The organism is Ancylobacter sp. IITR112, assembly GCF_041415945.1.
Taxonomy (GTDB): domain Bacteria; phylum Pseudomonadota; class Alphaproteobacteria; order Rhizobiales; family Xanthobacteraceae; genus Ancylobacter.
Genome location: NZ_JBGCUS010000001.1, coordinates 883561 through 901649, shown reverse-complemented (window position 1 = coordinate 901649; position 18089 = coordinate 883561). Strand labels below are relative to the sequence as shown.

At 63.6% G+C, this 18089-nt stretch carries 15 protein-coding genes and 1 pseudogene; 2 read left to right on the top strand and 14 right to left on the bottom strand.

Features of this window, described 5'->3' with window-relative positions; genetic code table 11:
- Positions 1-16: 16 nt before the first annotated feature.
- From AAC979_RS04080 to AAC979_RS04035, 10 genes and pseudogenes are all read right to left on the bottom strand, one after another.
- The gene (locus AAC979_RS04080) at positions 17-2035 is read right to left on the bottom strand and encodes a nitric oxide reductase activation protein NorD (RefSeq protein ID WP_371345538.1); all 2019 of its coding nucleotides are present in this window, start codon (positions 2033-2035) and stop codon (positions 17-19) included.
- Entirely contained in the window at positions 2032-2847 is an 816-nt protein-coding gene (locus tag AAC979_RS04075) for a CbbQ/NirQ/NorQ/GpvN family protein (RefSeq protein WP_371345536.1), read from the bottom strand. The genes AAC979_RS04080 and AAC979_RS04075 overlap by 4 nt, the downstream gene beginning before the upstream one ends.
- Before the next feature lie 62 nt (positions 2848-2909).
- Positions 2910-4604 (bottom strand): hypothetical protein, encoded by a 1695-nt coding sequence (locus AAC979_RS04070; protein ID WP_371345535.1) that lies wholly within the window; start codon positions 4602-4604, stop codon positions 2910-2912.
- A 111-nt stretch (positions 4605-4715) separates the two neighbouring features.
- A complete protein-coding gene (locus AAC979_RS04065; protein ID WP_371345534.1) occupies positions 4716-5042 on the bottom strand; it encodes a hypothetical protein in 327 nt (108 codons plus the stop codon).
- A 10-nt stretch (positions 5043-5052) separates the two neighbouring features.
- A complete protein-coding gene (locus AAC979_RS04060; RefSeq protein WP_371345533.1) occupies positions 5053-6576 on the bottom strand; it encodes a hypothetical protein in 1524 nt (507 codons plus the stop codon).
- 94 nt (positions 6577-6670) lie between these two features.
- On the bottom strand, positions 6671-7423 hold the full coding sequence (locus AAC979_RS04055) for a CbtA family protein (protein WP_371345532.1): 753 nt from the start codon (positions 7421-7423) through the stop codon (positions 6671-6673).
- An 11-nt stretch (positions 7424-7434) separates the two neighbouring features.
- Positions 7435-7662, bottom strand: coding sequence for a CbtB-domain containing protein (locus tag AAC979_RS04050; protein WP_371345531.1), 228 nt, complete (start codon positions 7660-7662; stop codon positions 7435-7437).
- A gap of 466 nt (positions 7663-8128) precedes the next feature.
- Positions 8129-8935: pseudogene (locus AAC979_RS04045) on the bottom strand (IS701 family transposase); the annotation flags it as partial.
- Positions 8936-9061: 126 nt separating this feature from the next.
- Positions 9062-9286 carry a conjugal transfer protein TraD gene (locus AAC979_RS04040; RefSeq protein WP_371345530.1) on the bottom strand — a complete coding sequence of 75 codons (225 nt, stop codon included), beginning with the start codon at positions 9284-9286 and terminating at the stop codon, positions 9062-9064.
- A gap of 1 nt (position 9287) precedes the next feature.
- The gene (locus AAC979_RS04035) at positions 9288-9614 is read right to left on the bottom strand and encodes a conjugal transfer protein TraD (protein WP_371345529.1); all 327 of its coding nucleotides are present in this window, start codon (positions 9612-9614) and stop codon (positions 9288-9290) included.
- 172 nt (positions 9615-9786) lie between these two features.
- On the opposite strand from AAC979_RS04035, the gene traA reads away from it, so the two are divergent.
- Positions 9787-12744 (top strand): Ti-type conjugative transfer relaxase TraA, encoded by a 2958-nt coding sequence (gene traA / locus AAC979_RS04030; RefSeq protein ID WP_371345528.1) that lies wholly within the window; start codon positions 9787-9789, stop codon positions 12742-12744.
- A 129-nt stretch (positions 12745-12873) separates the two neighbouring features.
- The gene (locus AAC979_RS04025; RefSeq protein ID WP_011996101.1) at positions 12874-13074 is read left to right on the top strand and encodes an AlpA family transcriptional regulator; all 201 of its coding nucleotides are present in this window, start codon (positions 12874-12876) and stop codon (positions 13072-13074) included.
- A 23-nt stretch (positions 13075-13097) separates the two neighbouring features.
- On the opposite strand, the gene AAC979_RS04020 is transcribed toward AAC979_RS04025, so the two are convergent.
- From AAC979_RS04020 to AAC979_RS04005, 4 genes are all read right to left on the bottom strand, one after another.
- Positions 13098-14447, bottom strand: a complete 1350-nt coding sequence (locus tag AAC979_RS04020; RefSeq protein ID WP_371345527.1) for a tyrosine-type recombinase/integrase — start codon at positions 14445-14447, stop codon at positions 13098-13100.
- 221 nt (positions 14448-14668) lie between these two features.
- Entirely contained in the window at positions 14669-16249 is a 1581-nt protein-coding gene (guaA, locus tag AAC979_RS04015) for a glutamine-hydrolyzing GMP synthase (RefSeq protein WP_371348993.1), read from the bottom strand.
- A gap of 54 nt (positions 16250-16303) precedes the next feature.
- Positions 16304-17626 (bottom strand): RsmB/NOP family class I SAM-dependent RNA methyltransferase, encoded by a 1323-nt coding sequence (locus tag AAC979_RS04010; protein WP_371345526.1) that lies wholly within the window; start codon positions 17624-17626, stop codon positions 16304-16306.
- Between the two features lie 21 nt (positions 17627-17647).
- The gene (locus AAC979_RS04005; RefSeq protein ID WP_371345525.1) at positions 17648-18079 is read right to left on the bottom strand and encodes an MAPEG family protein; all 432 of its coding nucleotides are present in this window, start codon (positions 18077-18079) and stop codon (positions 17648-17650) included.
- Positions 18080-18089: the final 10 nt, after the last annotated feature.

The window sequence follows — 18089 nt, the reverse complement described above, 5'->3', positions numbered from 1 at the left end:
GATGTTTCAAGGCGATCTAACGCGTCAGCAGCCGCATGAGCGTATTGTTCGTGTTGGCCGTGAACGCCGACGCCCGTTCAACGATCAGGAAGTTGCGGGCACCGAAGATCCGTCGCACGTAACGGTCGGCACGGCGGTCAAGCGTCAGGCAAAAGGTGCGCACGCGACGTGCCGCGGCACGAGCAACCGCTTCGCGCGCGTCTTCCACGAGATAATTCTCTTCCACGACATCGATGTCCGAGGGTTCGCCGTCGGTCAGGAGGAGGATCACCTTGGTATCGGTGGTCTCTTTAGCCAGAGCTGTCGTTGCATGCCGCAGCGCTGCACCCATCCGGGTGGACAAGCCGCTGGTCAGAGCAGCCAGCTCAGCTCGCTGTCCGGGGCCAAACGGCTCGTCGAAATTCTTGATCCTCCGATAATTGACCTCGTGGCGGCCATTGGAGGAGAAGCCGTGCACCGCAACCCGGTCGCGACCGGCATCCAGCATTTCCGCGACCATGACAGCCGCCTGCTTTTCCAGATCGATCACTTTGGTGAAGCTGCCCGGCACGAAACGATTGGTCGATGTCGAGAGATCCATCAGAAGCACGACAGCCGTCGAGCGACGCCGCCGCGAGTGGTGGCAGAAGATGCGTCCATCAGGTGACAGGCCGGATCGTTGCTGTACGACGTTCTCGACCATCGCATTCATGTCGATCTCATCGCCTTCCGCTTGGCGCGTCAGGCGGATGGAACGGTCGGGGGTGCGTCGTGCTCCATGATGGCTGGTGCGGGTCGGAGGCGTGAAGCTTGCCGTAGCCTCGATGCCGCGATTTTGTCGCGGCTGTTCGAAAACGGTTGTCCAGTCTTCTCGCAATGCCTCAAGCCGATGGTCCCATTCCTGGTAAACGTAGCGAGGCCGCAGATCGAGGTCGGAAAGATCCTGAGCGAGGAGCGGGTCGTCGCGCGCAGCCGACGGAATCAACTCGATGTCGCCATCGGCGGCTTCATCGACCGGCAAAGCGAGATCCGGACTCCACAGAAGAGCGTTGTCGTCGCGATAGGCCACGGTGGGCCTCGACCGAATGGGCAATGACAGGTGCATCCTGCCGATATCGATGGAAAGCTGCCGTGCGGCGTAATCGAAGGCGTCAACATCGCGGAGATCGCGCGCTGCTGCCTCTTCGAAAAGTTCGCGCCCCTTGCGCACCCAGGTATTGGTGTCGGAGTAGGTCGGATCGTGAAGTGCTCGCGCCAGTCGGGCCATCAATCCGGCGAGATCATGACCGGACGCTTCTTTGCTGGCCGTAAAAAAAGAAGACCACACAGCATGTAATCCCGGATATTCCTGCGCCATGAGACGTTCGACGCGCGCATCCTCGATCAGGGCAATCATGGCCAGCAGCATCGGGCGCCGGTTGCCCGCCATTCGCGCCAGTGGTGAATGGCGCAGATGCGCGGCGATATGTGCGAGCATGGCGCGGGCTAGGAGATCGCGTTGCCCCGTCTCTGTCACGTCGAGGCGCCGCGGGAGACGGATCATCTCCTTGTCGGCCGTCGGGGCTTGCGCGGGTTCGCGCTCATCTTGCGGTTCGTGGAGATCGACGCTCTGTTGTGCGATGCCGAATCCCGCGAGGTAGTGGATCAATCCACCGCGATGTTCCATGAGATAGTCAGAGTCATTTCTGGCTCTTTGATCGAAGAAAGGGCGAGGGTCATTGCGGCGGAAATAATCGATCCGGTGCGCGGCGTCGTTGCGATGGCGTTGCAGGCCATGCAAGGTCCATCTGCGAACACCGGCGGCATCGGCCATCATTTCCGGCTGGCCATAAAGCCGTTCAGCAAAAACCCGCGCGGCATCGGGTGCCTCGGTCGCGATCTGTGCAGTCAAGTCGACGGCCTCGGCCAACGCCGCTTCATGCCCGCAATAGGCTGTCAGCCTTGGCAGCGCTGTCAGCACGACCTCGTGGGCCGCGGCATCGACCGCACGCAATGCCGCCATGCGTCGCGACAGCAAGGGACCTTGAAGGGCTCCGGCCTGCGGTGTCGATATCATGGCCAGAGACCGAACTGGGACTCCACGAAGCCCCGCAGGGCCGCCTGAAGGTCGATGTCGTCCGAAAGAGGAACGGTCATTGCGAGCGCGCAGGCATCGTGTGTCGATATCCCCTCGGCAATGAGCGCGCCGGCATGGATGAGCATGCGCGTGCTCATGCCTTCGTCGAGACCCCTGCCGCGCAGCATGCGTGATTGCGTAGCCACCGCCACAAGCCGCTCGGCGATGTCAGGGGAGACCCCGCTCTCATATGCGACGATGTCGGCCTCGATTGCCGGTGGAGGGAAATCGAAAGCAATCGCCCCGAAACGCTGGGATGTCGAAGGTTTGAGGTCCTTGGCGACACTCTGATAACCGGGGTTGTAGGAAACTACGAGCCGGAAATCCGGATGCGCCTTGACCACTTCTCCGCGTTTGTCCAGATGCAGGATCCGGCGGTTGTCAGTTAGGGGATGAATGACGACGGTCGTATCCTGGCGTGCTTCGACGACCTCATCAAGGTAGCAAATGGCTCCGTGACGCACGGCTGTTGTCAGAGGACCGTCGTGCCACACGGTGCCTTGGGCATCGAGAAGCCAGCGGCCCAGCAGATCGGAAGCGGTCATGTCCTCATTGCAGGCCATGGTGACGAGGGGCCGCTTCAGTCGCCAGGCCATATGTTCGACGAATCTCGTCTTGCCGCAACCGGTCGGGCCTTTCAGCATCATCGGCAGGGCACGCGTCATCGCGGCGCTAAACAGCTCCACTTCGTTGCCCGTGCTTCGATAATAGGGCTCGTCCTCGATCAGCAGGGGGAGAATGTCGTCGTTCATGTTGCCTCTCGCGGATGCTCGGAGCCGCTTTCGGCGGCTCCGATCTTGTTGACGCTACGCTGTTACGCGTGCTGCCGTGCGAGGGGCTTGGCATCGCCGCCCGGTGTCTTGACGACAGTCTTGGTCATCGCTGCGATGCCTTCCTCCCGAATGACCTTGCGGTTCGGGGGCGGAAGCTTGTCACCGCGCACCTGGTCGTAGGGCACGACCACCCAGCAGGCGCAACCCCAGATGCATTCGCCCGCCATGCCCTCGAAGCGGATCGCCGGTTCGGAGAGCATGGGGCCGATATCCACCAGCCAGGCATGCTCGAGCAGCTTGGATTCCCAGTCGAGCTTGTCGTAGGTCTTCTGGCTCTCCCAGAATGCGATGAGATCCGTCTTCGCCACGCCCGGAAGGATGACGTTGGCGTAGGACGTCAAGGCATCGAAGAATTCGTGATTATAGGTCTGATACGTCGAATCCCCCTCAAGAAGGTAGGACTTCGAAATCATCTCCTTCACGCCTTTTTCGATGTTCTCGAAGCCCATGTCCCGCGATGCATGAATATGAACTTCGGCGTAGTCCGTCTTGAAGCCGTCTTTCAGGCCGCTGTACTGCGGAGTGAAGTCGATCCACTGCGCGATGACCGACTGCCACTTCGATCCGGCTTCGCCCGGAAGAACCTGCACGCCGGGGTGGGTCAGCTTGGCGACGTCGAAAAGCGTCCAGTTACGGGCTTTGGAGGAAAGGGTCTCGTGCGGCGCGCCTGTGAAGCCTGCCGGGCGGAGGGCGCGAAACAGCACGCGTCCATAGTCCATGACGGCAAAGCGCATGAAGGAGTCGGCGACGAAGCGGTTTGTGACCATCTCCTTGAAGCCGTGACGCACTTCCTTTTCGCCGGTCGTCGTATAGGCCGTAAGACGCTGCCAGCTGTGCTCTGGGTTGACCACAAAGAAGCCGCCGGTGAACGGGCTGCGGTAGAGATCGCCCCAGACCGTCGTGACGCCGGCATTCTTGTCGTCATCAAGCATGCAATCCAGCTCATTGAGTGCGGTATACTGCCCCGGGCAGTTGTAGACGTCGTCGCCGTCGCCGCTATGGGCGAGCTGTCCGACGCCGATCACAGGAATTCTCCGGCCAAGCTTGACGTTTGACAGATGGCGGGCGAGGTCCACGACCATTCCGCTTCCCGTGCCGCCAGCGATACTGAACGAAACCAGCACCATCGAAGGCAATGCCGATGCTTCGATCGTGTCCACGAAGCTGCGAAGCGCAACGTCCATCGGGCGCTCGCCGGCATAGTACGCGTTGGCATAAATGCCTTTGGCCACAAGGCGCGGGAAGTGACTGCCGGCCTCTGGCATCTGATACTTATGCGACACATAGGATTCGAAGTTCGGGTTCCAGTAGTAGCGGGGATATTCCAGCTTCAGGAACTCGCGGGTCCGGTTAAGGCCCTCGAAGAATTCAGCCTTACCCGGCACGGGAAGAGCGACGGCCTGGAAGTTGAAGCGATCGGACGAAACGCCACGCGACTCCAACCGCTGCTTGAAGGAGTTCGCGTAGTCGACGGCGATAGCCATGTCCTGATCGCCGATGTCCACGACCATCATCGCGCAGGTCGCACGCGGGTCTTCGGCCAGCAGATCCTCGATCTCACCGGTGCGCAGCAGCGCCTCAATGTAGCATGCGCCGGTGCGGCCAATTCCGATCGCATGAATGCAATGCGGTGACTGGGTTCCGGTGGCGCTGTTGTATATGGACGACGATGCCATGCGTTTAGCTCCTCTGGTTGAAGTTCATGCAATTTGCGATGTGTCTGACGAGCGTAGTCTCGGCGGCTAAGACGAGCTGCCGTCGATTTCCGATGTAGTTAGGCGCCACCATCAACAACGGATGTTGAAGGTCTCCGTTTGATCCAGAATGCCGAGATGACGGAGTATGTGCGCGACCGAACTGGCGCGTTCGTGGGCGACGTAGAGCATGTAGTCTTCCACGAAGAGTCCCGGATCTCTGGAGATCACTCCGGATTCGATCAGCTCGACGCCCGTCTCCAGATTCTTGCGATGCAGTTTCGCGCTCCAGATCGGGGTTTCGATGTAAATCGCCTCGTCGTCGACGCGAACGATGTTGACGAACTTTCCACCCCGGATGGTCGGAACCTGATAGCCGGCGCCGTATTTAGCTTTGACCTCATTCCAATCGAGTGGCATGGGGATCTCCTTACGAGTCTTCGCCGCGCAGTTCACGCAGCGGAACAGCGATCCACTGTTTGCCCTCACCAATGCTCGCGCCGGCCATGCCCTCGATCACCTTGGAGGACTCGCAAAGAATGAGGCCTTGCTCGAGCAGAAGTGCATGATGCAGGTGCCGTTGTTCGAGCGGCTCTGCGTCATACGCCGCCAACGCGCCCTGGAAAGCGGAAAGATCTTTCAGGGCGATCCGCGGCAGCAGGTATTGAATGGTACCGGGCGCGCCGCCATCGACCTTGTGAGGGGGCACTTCCGGCCCGAACGCGGAGTTCAGAGCGCCCAACCAAGTTTCCGCCACTTGATCACTTGCGGTTTCGGACGTTCTAAGCTCCAGGAATTCGGGCTGATACTCCGGAAGGAGGCCCAGAGCGCTGCGAAAATCCGTGTCGGGAGGGCCGGTATTGTCGGATCCGAACCCGAACATGTGGATCCAGCGCGAGCCCCAGGGAGTGCGCGCGGCCGAATGCTGCGTCGATGGCGCGGCGACCCAGTTCAGCAAACGCAGCGCTTCCCAGAAATTGGCGCCTCTGCGCTCGGTAAAAAGCGAAGACAACTGTCGTTCTACCGTCGCCCGCGCGTCCTCTTGCGCCATGTCGGCCGGCTGCGGTGCGATAATGAAACCTGCGGTGAACGGGTTCTTGAAGAGATCGCCGCAAGAGAGCGTGATCCCTTTGTTCTTGGTTTCGTCGCAAAGAACGTCAAGCTCGGAGAAGACCGCATGCAAGCGCGCTCTGCGTGTTGCGTCGCAATCGCCTTGATGGGGTGCGATGCCAACGCCCGTTACCAAGATGCGGCGACCGAAAGTCCCTGAAGACAGATGACGTGCCAGATCCAGGGCAATCCCACTGCCGACGCTGTCCCCGAGTCCAAAGACGATAGCCACGACGGAATCGCCGCCAGTCGCTTCGACACTGCTGGCAAAGCGTCTGAGGGAACGGTGCATTGGCCTATCGCCATCATAATAGGCGCGTCCATATGCGGCCTTCGCTACAGAACGCGGCACCGAGCCGTCGGCGTCCCGCAGCGGCGCGTCAGCAGGCAGCCATGCCGTTGAATCCTGGTTCGGGTGATACAAGGGATATTCGAGCTTGAGAAAGTCGATGTATTTGGAAATGGACGCTTGCAGTTCATCCATCGCCGGCAGATCGAGGGACACTGTTTCGATCTGAGATCGCTCGCCCGGAAACTTGAAGGCCATGTCCCTTACGGTCTTCAGTTGCTCATCGCCGATATCGACGCCCAAGACCGTAAGTCGGGAGCCCGGCGGGTCCAGCAGGTCGGTGGGAGCGCTGTTCAGGAACGATTGGGCTACGCTCGCTCCCATTTCTCCAACGGCAATCAGGTGAATGCCAAACGGATGCTCGGAAGAGTTCGGGATTCTGTGGATACCACGCTTCAAAGCGTCGAGCTTACGCTGCTGCAGCTTGGCTTCAGTGGAACCTATGGCAGGGAGAGGTCTCCCACGGCGAAGATCCAGACCTGCATTTGTGGACATTCTTCTGTTCCTCGGATCTTTTCTTTTGCAGCGACGTGCGGATTGCACGTTCCGCCCTTTGTGAGGGGTCGGGTTCAGCCGTGCCGTGTGAGGGTCATTGCACGGCCTGGCTGTGGGGCGCGGCGGGCTTTTGTTTGGTGTGGATTGCCGCGAAGGCGGCAGCGAGAACGGTCCAGAAGATGACGTGGGCGGCCAGGGATGCGAGGCGGAAGTTGTGGAGCGTGTCGATAGGGAAGGCCTCGGGGATCTCGTTGATCGAAGGCAGGGCGGCCATTGCCAGAGCGATGGCGACAACATAGGCGCCTGCCGCGAGGAGGCTGGCGCGCCAGCCGCCGAGGGAAGCCCAGAGTCTGCGTGCTGTGATAAGTGAGGCCACGGCGGTGATCAGCGAGAAGGCCATCATCACGAAGTAGAGCTGTGTGCGGGCGTTGATGGTGTCCCCGCTGCCGACGGCGGGCGGATTGGGCGGATATTTGAGCGCGGGGACGAGGATCGCCGCGATCAGGCCGACGCAGGCCAGGAGGATCGCCGTGCTTCGTGGGCTGAGAGGGCCGAGGCGTCCATTGGCGAAGGCAAAGGCGATGGCGAAGAGGCCGCCGACGCCCGCGCCATAGACGAGGACGCCAGTGAGCAGGCCGATGCCGGCCTGGATCTGCCGGCTGACGAGTTCAGGCTCGGTCGCCATGGCGTGCCCGCCCTGCGGGAGCGCCTGGGCGGCCTCCATGCGTTCCTCGAAGGCGATGGCGTGCTCGATCTGGGATTCGCCGAAGGCGTGGAGGAAGACGAAGATGACAAGGCCGGCGACCAGACCGGCCAACATCCCCTTGAACAAGAGTTTTCCGGCCATTTTCTCACTCCTCAGTGGCAGGGGAAGCCGAGCAGGTGGCGGGCGTCGTGCACGTATTCGTGGACGTAGGACCCCGAGAAGAGTGAGAGGGCGCCTTCTTCGACACCGACGAAATAGATGGCCAGAACCATCATGAGGCCACCGAAGACGGCCCAGGGCAGGACGTCGCGCAGGGGAATGGCGACGGGCGCGGCCCTCGAACCGGTAAGCTGGGCATTTTGCGGCATGACAGTCGACATGATTATCCTCCAGGTTTTCGGGCTAACAACGCAAAACGCCCCACGCGGCCCGTCCCATTGAGGGGGCGAGAGCAGTGGGGCGTTGATGCCGATATTTTCGGATAGCTGTGTTGCTGGCAAAAAACTTGCATAGGCTCTACCGCCTGTCAAGCGCAGCTGTGGGTCAAATTTTGAGCAGACACATTTTTATGCAATTTTTGCCGGGGCTCTCCATTTAGATTTCCAGGGAAATATACCTCGGCAAATGAGAATATTTAAGGCGCGAGATATTTTGTCGATCAAGAGCTAGGTCGGGTTGTTACTTAAAAATTTGTTCAAAAAGATTTTTCTGATGAGTTTAATCGCTCAAGGTTCTCCGATATATTTTTCAACTTATCGATTTAAACGCTGCCTATTCGCCAGTTATTTTCCAGGAGTTGCAAGAAATACATCGTTGAGCCGTCCCTAGCACTACTTTGGCAGATTTTTAGGAACGAGCCATCGGTTGCAATGAGGACATCGCGTCGGAGGCGACCGTTCGATCCTGAAGATGATGGCTGCCCGGATCGCTGGAAGGGTTGGCTGTGGTGGCGGACCCTGGCTTCTTTTTTTCCCGCTTCGCCTGTTTGGGGCGGCGGGACTGGAGGAAGGCGTAGGCAATCATGGTCATGAGCGCGTGGCGGTGCAGCCCGGCCCATGATCGTCCCTCAAAGTGGTCGAGACCGAGTTCCTCCTTCAACTGCTGATGCGCCTGCTCACAGATCCAGCGCGCCTTGATCGCGCCGGCCAAGTGCGTGAGCGAGGTGTCGGCCGGCAGGTTCGAGAGATAGTATTTGCGGTCTCCATTTGAGCGGTGTTCTCCGATCAGCCAGACCTCCTCGCCCGGCAGATGCTGGGCGCCCATGGCGCCGATCCGCTGTGGCGGACCGTCGGCGACACGCACGCGCCTCGCAGCAAAGCGGGCCTTCAGGCGCCCCTTCGTCCCGCGCCGCCAGCTCAGCATCCGCCAAGGCGCCTCTTCCAGCATCGCCTGTGCGCTGACCGACGCCGTGTCCGGGACATGGCGCTTTCGCGGGCGGCCGCGCCCGGCGACGGGGAAAATCATCGCCACGTCGACGGGATAGACCTTCTGCTTGAAGGCAATGCCGACCGCCCAGACAAGCCCCCGCTCGCTCAGGCCCTGCCGGAACGAGGCGGAGAGGCCATAGCCGGCATCGGACAGCACGCAGCCGAAGCGCAGGCCCGCCGCGCGTGCCCGATCGATCTCGGCGAGCGCGATCTCCGGCTTGGTCCGATAGACGAAGCGTCGGCTGGCTGCGTGATCTGCCACAAATAGAAAAGTCGCAATTCGCCCTGGCCTTGGTCGAACCTCGCCCGAAGCGGATCAGGCCAAGAGCAACTACGGGTCAGGCCACAGTTTTCACTCATGGCGGTCTTCTTCGAACGCCTGCTTTGCTTTCGCCATCCAAAGGCTGCGCGCCTGTTCTCCCTGCTCACCTTGGAGCTTGTCCGCCATCCAGAGCAGCGCCCCATAGATCACGGCGCGATCGTCGCCGGTTAGGTCGACGCCCGATTTGACGACGAGCCCGCCGAGCTCGATCAGGCGCCGCGTGCGCTTGCGACGCTCGACCTGCCAGTCGCGCATATCATGCCGCGCCCGTGCTGTCTGATGACGGTTGCGCGCTGCCCGGTTGCGCCGGAGCGCTGACTGCGTTGTCGTCAGGCGCTGATGCAGATCGGCGTGCCCGTCCCTGAAAGAACGCGGCGCCCCGTCGCGCCCACGCCTCCTTCCGTCCGGGGTCCTTGGTCTCGGCCAGCACGAGCAGGGCGCCGGCCAATTCCTCTACCGTGAGCGTGTCGGCGCCAGTGGCGATCACCAGATCGCCGAGTTGCTGTACTTTGCGGGTTCTGAGATCTCGTGCCTTGTCTTCCAGTGCCTTCAGTTCCGCGTCGAAGTCCCGTGGCTTGCGCATGGTCCTCTCCATCAGCAGTCGATTGACGAATGATAGTTGAGTGCGATCTGGAGGGCTGTACTATTGCCGGGACAGACTGGGATGGGCTCGTCGCTCCCGAGATTTTTTCGAGGGAGGGCGCGCTTATACGTCGTTCCGACGTTCGCTTCGCCGTGCTGATGTTCGGATCGCGATGGCGATCTATCATCTTCACGTCAAGGTCATCGGCCGCAAGGCCGGCTCCAGTGCGGTAGCGTCCGCCGCCTACCGCTCTGCTGGACGGTTGCGCGATGCGCGCATCGATCGTGTCCAGGACTTCTCCAGCAAGCGCGGCGTCGTGCATTCCGAGGTACTGCTGCCCGACGGGGCGCCTGAGGTTTGGGGCGACCGCGAGCGGCTCTGGAACGATGTCGAAGCCTTCGAGCTGCGGAAGGACGCGCAGCTCGCCCGCGAGGTCGAGTTCGCCCTGCCGCGAGAGATGAACCACGCGCAGGGGATCGCGCTCGCCCGCGACTTCGTCCAATCCGAGTTCGTCGATCTCGGTATGGTCGCCGATCTCAATGTGCATTGGGATCGTGGCGAGGATGGCATGGCCAAGCCCCATGCCCATGTCATGCTCACCATGCGCTCGGTGGACGAGGATGGCTTCGGCCCGAAGGTGCGCGAGTGGAATGCGACCCAGATAGTGGAGCGCTGGCGCGAGCGCTGGGCCGTGCTCGCTAATGAGCGGCTGGCCGAACTCGACATCGACGCGCGCATCGATCATCGCAGTTTTGAGGCGCAGGGCATCGCGCTGGAGCCGCAGAGCCAGATCGGCGCACCCGCCCAGCGCATCGAAGGGGAAGGGATTGAGGCTGCTGATCGGGCGGAGCTGCATCGCGAGATCGCGCGCGGCAATGGTGCACGGATCATCGCCGATCCGGCCCTGGCACTGGATGCCATCAGCCATCAGCAGTCGACCTTCACCCGGCGCGACATGGCGCGCTTCGCGCATCGCCACAGTGACGGGATCGAGCAGTTCAACGAGGTGATGGGCGCGATGGGCCGTGCGCCCGATCTCGTCGAGCTCGGCAAGGACGGACGGGGCGAAAATCGCTTCACCACGCGGCAAATGATCGAGGCCGAGCAGCGCCTGCATAGGGCCGCCGGGATGATGGCCGAGCGCGAGCGCCATGCGGTGAGGGATGGCGACAGGAACGCGGCGCTGGCGCGTGCCGAGCAGCGCGGGCTTGTTCTCTCCGGCGAGCAGTCCGACGCACTGGCGCAGATCACGGGCACGCGCGATCTCGGCATCGTCGTCGGCTATGCCGGGACGGGGAAGAGCGCGATGCTGGGTGTCGCCCGCGAGGCCTGGGAGGCGGCCGGCCTGGAGGTTCGCGGCGTGGCCCTGTCCGGCATTGCGGCGGAGAATCTGGAGAGCGGATCGGGCATCACGTCGCGCACCATCGCCAGTCTTGAACATGGCTGGAGCCAGGGTCGGGATATGCTCACCTCACGCGATGTTCTGGTGATCGACGAGGCCGGCATGGTCGGCACGCGCCAGCTGGGGCGCGTGCTCTCCCATGCCGCTGACGTTGGCGCCAAGGTGGTGCTGGTTGGCGATCCGCAGCAGCTGCAATCCATTGAGGCCGGCGCCGCCTTCCGCTCCCTCGTCGAGCGCTACAGTGGTGCTGAGATCAGCGAAGTGCGCCGCCAGCGCGCGGAGTGGCAGCGCGACGCCACGCGCGACCTGGCGACTGGCAAGATCGACGAGGCCATCCAGGCCTATGAGAGGAATGGCATGGTCCATGCCGCTCAAACGCGGGAGCAGGCACGTGGCGAGCTGATCGACCGCTGGGACCGAGACCGCCAGGCCGCGCCGGACCGCAGCCGCATCATCCTCACCCACACCAATGACGAGGTGCGCGCGCTCAACCAGGCCGCCCGCGCACGCATGCGGGAGGCCGGCGATCTCGGCGAGGAGGTGCGTGTCATCGTGGAGCGCGGGGCGCGCTCCTTCGCCCGCGGCGACCGTGTCATGTTCCTGCAGAACGAGCGTGGGCTGGGCGTGAAGAACGGCACGCTCGGCACCATCGAGCAGGTCAGCGCGCAAAGCATGTCGGTGCGCACGGATGATGGACGATCCATCTCCTTCGAAGTGAAGGATTATAACCGCATCGACCACGGCTATGCCGCCACCATCCACAAGGCGCAGGGCATGACGGTAGACCGCACCCATGTGCTGGCGACGCCCGGCATGGATGCCCATTCCAGCTATGTCGCGCTGTCGCGCCACCGCGACGGGATGGAGCTGCACTATGGCCGCGACGACTTCGCGGATGGGGACCGGCTGGTACGCACCCTGTCGCGTGACCGGGCCAAGGACATGGCGTCGGACTACGCGCGCTCCGACCCGGCGCAGGCCTATGCCGAGCGGCGCGGCATCACCTTCCGCCAGCGGGTAATGGAGATGGTGCGGAAGGTCCCGGAGAAGCTACGCGACCTCGTTGATACGCTAAAGCCGTCCGTGGACGCGGGACGGGAAGCGCCAGCCCTGCGCGAAGAGCTCGCGAGCAAAGTCGCGCCGCTCGCCCAAGAGCCTCCGGAGGATCCAGAGGCGGTGCTGCGGCGGGCGCGAACCCGCGCGCTCATCCGTCATGCCCGCGCGTGGGACGCGATCCTCACCACGGCGGAGGCGACCGGCCAGGGAACGCCCGAGCAGCTGCGCGAGCTCACCGACGCCCGCAAGGCGTTTGAGGAGGTACGGCCCCATGGCTGGCGAGATGCAGAAGCGGCCTATGAGAAGGACCCGGAGCTGGTGCACGAAGCCGGCGGCGGCAAGCTCAATCGCGCCGTCCGCGCCCTCCAGCTTGAAACCGAAATCCGCACCGATCCGGAGCGCCGCGCCGATCGCTTCGTGGAACGCTGGCAGAAGCTCGACCGGAACCGCGAACGCCAGTACGCGCAAGGCGACACCGCCGGCTACAAGGCGACCCGCGTCCAGATGGGCGACATGGCGCGTAGCCTGGAGCGCGATCCGCAGCTCGAATCCCTGCTCGCCACTCGCAGGAAGGAACTCGGCATCAGCTTTGAAACCGGCCGCAGCCTGGGCCGAGAACTCGCCCACAGCCAGGGCATCGACTTCGACCGGAGCCGGAGCCTCGGTCTCTAAATCCGTCCGATGTGCCGCCGCCGGTTCGCCACGCCCCACCGGCCCCGTTCATCCTCTTGCCGGTCGGTGATCCCATGCCTTGTCTGGAGCAGGCGCCATCAGGCGCGTCCAGTAGGAGGCAGCACCGCCATGCAGACACCAGAGCGTATCATCCGCCTGAAGACCGTCCTCGCCCGCACCGGCCTGTCCCGTTCCACCATCTACCGCAAAATCGCGGAAGGGACCTTCCCCGCTCAGCTGAAGATCAGCACCAACGGCGCTGGCTGGCGGGAATCCGACATCAACCGATGGGTTGCCGATCCGCCCCGATGGCGGGCCACCAATGACTGACAGAATGGACGAGGAAGCATCACTCAGAGATCATCATCCAACTCTTCATCGTGAACCTCGGCGGCGCGCTGTTTTGCGGCGGCGATCAGATCCCTCGCGGATCGCCCGTCTACCCAAGCGTCGAGCATGTCAGCCCAGCACTGAAGCATGATCTTTCGCTCGGCGAGGTAGCGGTTCACGTTGTAGACGGCGGCGATCCGGTTCCGGGGCGCATGGGCCAGGCTCATCTCGATCCAACGATCATCAAACTTGGCGCGGTTCAGGCCGGTCGAGAATGTGCGACGGAGATCGTGAACGCCGAAGCTCTGAAAATCAGGATCAGTCTCGCGGATGCGCTCCACAACGGTGTCGATCACGCGGTTGAGGGTGGCATTGCTGATCGGCGTATCGCTGTCGTATCGGCCGGGGTGCAGGTATCGGCTGGCGCCGAACATGGTGCGGAACACCGTCAGAATGTCGAGAGCCTGATCGCTCAGCGGGACCACATGCGCCTTGCCGGCCTTCATGCGCTCGGCCGGGATCGTCCAGCGGGCGGCGGCGAAGTCGATTTCCTTCCAGGTGGCGTCGATGAACTCGGACTTCCGGACGCCGGTCAGCAGGACAAACTTCACCGCCAAGCGTAGCGCGGGCGCCGCCGACACATGATCCAAGGCCGCCAGGACCGCGCGGACCTCGGAGGGTGAAAGGGCGCGCTCGCGGGGCTCAAAGGTGGCGATGGCGCTGGTGCGGATCGACTCGGCCGGATTGCTCACGTCCAGCCCGCTTCCCTGAGCATGACGGAACACCAGCAACACGACCTCGCGGACATGCACGGCGACGGCCGGCCCGCGCTTCTCTTTAACCTCGTCGCACAGATGTTTGAGGCGTTGCGGCGTCACTTCCCCGAGCTTGAGCTTCGACAACTCTCCCGCGATGGCGCGATCATAGACGGATCGGCGCATCGACAGGGTGCTGTCAGCCAGTTTCTCGGCCCCTGACTTGGGATCGGCCTTATGCTTGAAATAGGCTTCCGCCCACCCGCCGAACGTCAACGCCTCGGCTGACGCGGTGCGCTTCTCTACCTTGGCTTTCGACGGCGACTCGCCCCGCTCGACCTGACGACGGGCGCGCGCCAGCAGCGTTCTCGCCTCCGCAAGCGACACCTCCATGCCGTACTCCAGGGCGTCGGGCGCCCGTGTCAGCTTGCGCGTCGCCTCGGCCTTATATCGGCCGATGGTCAAGACCTCCTGCCGCCCGTTCACCCGGTACTGATACCGGAACGAGACGACGCCGGTGGGGGTGACGGCCGCGTACATCCCATCGCGGTCCGTCACCTTGTAGAGCTTGGCCCTCGGCTTGAGATTTTTCAGTTCTTTATCAGTGAGTTCGCTCATAAATCCGCATCCGATCGAGGGGCGAACGGATACCATCAACAGGCGCTGCTGGTATCGAAAGCCCGTTTCTCGACCATCCTGCGCCATACCAACATCGGTACCAACAAAGTGGTCCGGCTGGGGTGACATGCAGTGATACGGGGTAGGAAGAAAAATCGTTTCTAGCCAATGGGTTGGTGCGATTTCCAGCACGGCGCTGGATGGTCTGAAACCACCCTAGTTCACTCCCACTCGATGGTCCCGGGCGGCTTGGAGGTCACATCGTAGACCACGCGGTTGACGCCCTTCACCTCGTTGACGATGCGGGTGGCGACGCGGCCGAGGAAGGCCATGTCGAACGGGTAGAAATCCGCCGTCATGCCGTCCACCGAGGTGACGGCGCGCAGGCCGACCACATAGTCATAGGTGCGGAAGTCGCCCATCACGCCCACGGTCTTCACCGGCAGGATCACGGCGAAGGCCTGCCAGATTTCCTCGTAAAGCCCGTGGCGGCGGATCTCTTCGAGGTAGATCTCATCGGCAAGGCGCAGGATGTCGAGCTTCTCGCGGGTGATCTCGCCGGGGCAGCGTATGGCGAGGCCTGGTCCCGGGAAGGGGTGGCGACCGACAAACACCTCCGGGAGGCCGAGTTCGCGGCCGAGCGCGCGCACCTCGTCCTTGAACAGTTCGCGCAGCGGCTCCACCAGCTTCATGTTCATACGGTCGGGCAGACCACCCACATTGTGGTGGCTCTTGATCGTCACCGAGGGGCCGCCGGTGAACGAAACCGACTCGATCACGTCGGGGTAGAGCGTGCCCTGGGCGAGGAAGGCGGCACCGCCGATCTTCTTCGCCTCGGCCTCGAACACGTCGATGAACAGCTTGCCGATGGTCTTGCGCTTCACCTCGGGGTCAGTCACGCCCGCCAGCGCACCCAAGAACATCTCGGACGCATCCACATGCACCAGCGGGATGTTGTAGGCGTCGCGGAACAGGGTGACGACCTTCTCCGCCTCGCCGAGCCGCAGCAGGCCGTGGTCGACGAACACGCAGGTGAGCTGGTCGCCGATCGCCTCGTGGATCAGCACCGCCGCCACGGAGGAATCGACGCCGCCCGACAGGCCGCAGATCACCTTTTCCGCCCCCACCTGCTCGCGGATGCGGCGAATGGACTCCTCGCGATACGCCCGCATGCCCCAGTCGCCGCGCGCGCCGGCGATCTTGCGGACGAAATTGCGGATCAGCGCCGCGCCATGCGGCGTGTGCACCACTTCCGGGTGGAACATGGTGGTGTAGATGCGGCGCTGCTCGTTCACCGCGACAGCGAAGGGCGCGTTCTCGGAGGTCGCCACCACCTCGAATCCCTCCGGCAGGCGGGTCACGCGGTCGCCATGGCTCATCCACACGGGATAGCGCTCGCCCACCTCCCACACGCCCTCATAGAGCGCGCTCGGCTTGTGCACCGTCACCTCGGCGCGGCCGAATTCCGCGGCGTGGCCACCCTCCACCTCGCCGCCGAGTTGCAGCGCGCAGGTCTGCTGGCCGTAGCAGATGGCGAAGATCGGCACGCCGAGATCGAACGCTTCCTGCGGCGCGCGCGGGCTGTCCGCATCCGTGACGGAGGCGGGGCCGCCGGAGAAGATGATGCCAACCGGCTTCAGCCGCCGCACCGCTTCCGCCGCGCTCTGGAACGGCACGATCTCGGAATAGACCCCCTCCTCGCGCACGCGGCGGGCGATGAGCTGCGTGACCTGCGAGCCGAAGTCGATGATGAGGATGGTGTCGTGCTCGGCGGTGGCGGCGGTCGGTTCAAACTGGGTCATGGCGGGCTCTGTCTCGTGGCTCTCGGCGGCGCGGGCGGTCTCTGTTGCGTTCATTTATCCGGCTTGCTCACCGCGCACCATCAGGCTGATGAAGAAGCCGTCCGTGCCGGTGCGGCGCGGGGTCAGCAGCAGCCCCTCGGGCCGCTCCAGCGCTGCGGCGCGCAGTGCCATGCCGCGCTCGCCGAGCGCCAGCGCGGCTTCCGCCGGCGGCACGAGGCGGAAGGCGGGGTGACGGTCGAGAAAGGCCCGCACCTGCTCGGTATTCTCCTCGTCGAGCAGGGAGCAGGTGACATAGGCGAGGCGTCCGCCCGGCTTCACATAGGCGGCGGCGGTATCGAGGATCGCGGCCTGTTCCTTCACCCGCTCGGCGAGCGCGCCGGGACGCATGCGCCATTTCGCATCCGGGTTGCGGCGCCAGGTGCCGGTGCCGGTGCAGGGCGCGTCCACCAGCACGAGGTCCATGCGGCCGGCGAGGTCTTCCAGCACGTCCGCCTTGCCGCGCGGCGAGCGCACCTGGACATTGTGAGCGCCGGCGCGCTGCACCCGCTCGTGAATCGGCGCGAGGCGGCGCAGATCGTCGTCATAGGCGTAGAGCTGGCCGGCACCATCCATCAGCGCGGCGAGTTCCAACGTCTTGCCGCCACCGCCGGCGCACAGATCCAGCACCTGCCCGCCGCGCGGCGGAGCGGCGAGAATGGCGGCGATCTGCGAGCCTTCGTCCTGTATCTCCACCAGCCCCTTGAGATAGGCCGGCTCGGAGGTGAGCGGGGGCGCTTTGCCGTCGGCTTCCAGCGCGATGCGCAAAGCGAGCGGCGACCAGGCCCCGGGGGCCGGCTCGAGATGGCCGACCAGCTCGCGCGCCTTCTCGACATCGCCCTTGAGCGAATTGACGCGCAGATCCAGCGGAGCCCGTTCGGCCAGCGCCGCGCCCTCCTCGGCACGCGTGTCACCGAACACGGCAGCGAGCGGGGCTTCGAGCCACTCCGGGTAATCGCCGCGCACCGGCGCAGGCGCGTCGTCGAGGCTGACCTCAGACAGACGCTGACGCTCCTCGTCGCTCAGCGGCGCGGGGGCGAAGCGGGAGCCGTCGCAGAGCGCAGCGATGGCGTCGACATCGAGACCCCGCGCCAGCTTCAGCATGCCGAGAACAAGCCCGCGCGGGGTCTCCTCGCCGACACGTTCGCCCATGATCCAGGCTGATGAGGCGCGGCGGCGTAGCGTGTCATAGACTATCGAGGCCACGGCAGCCCGATCGCCCGAGCCGGCGAAGCGGTGGCTGCGGCCCCATTCCTTCAGCACGTCGGCGGCCGGACGGCGTTCGGCGAGGATCGTGCCGATCACCTCGATAGCGGCGGAAAGCCTGGCAGCCGGCGTCATTTCAACTCCAATAACAAAGGTTTACGGCAGAGCCGGCGCCAGCAGGATCGCGAGTGCGAACAGCACCCACATCGCGAGCAACACCAGCGCGCCGAAGGCGAAGGCGCCGAAACGCCAGCGCACATCATTGTGGGTCGTGTGGACGATGGCGTGGACGATGCGGCTTAAAACGAACAGCCACGCCAGCACAAGAAACAGGTCGCTCGTCTGCCGCGTCACCAGCGCCAGCACCACCAGCACATAGAACAGCACCGGCAGTTCGAACTGGTTGCGGAAGCAGTTGCTGGCCTGCCGCACGATCGGCGGCCAGCCCGCATCCCCCAGCACCACCTCCTCGCGCACCAGCCCGCCGGCGCGGATGGCTTTGAGACGCACCGCCCCCAGCCGGAACAGCACGGCGAAGGTGAGGGCGACCTGCACGAACACGGGCAACAGCGTGGCGGTGACGTACATGGTCAGCCCT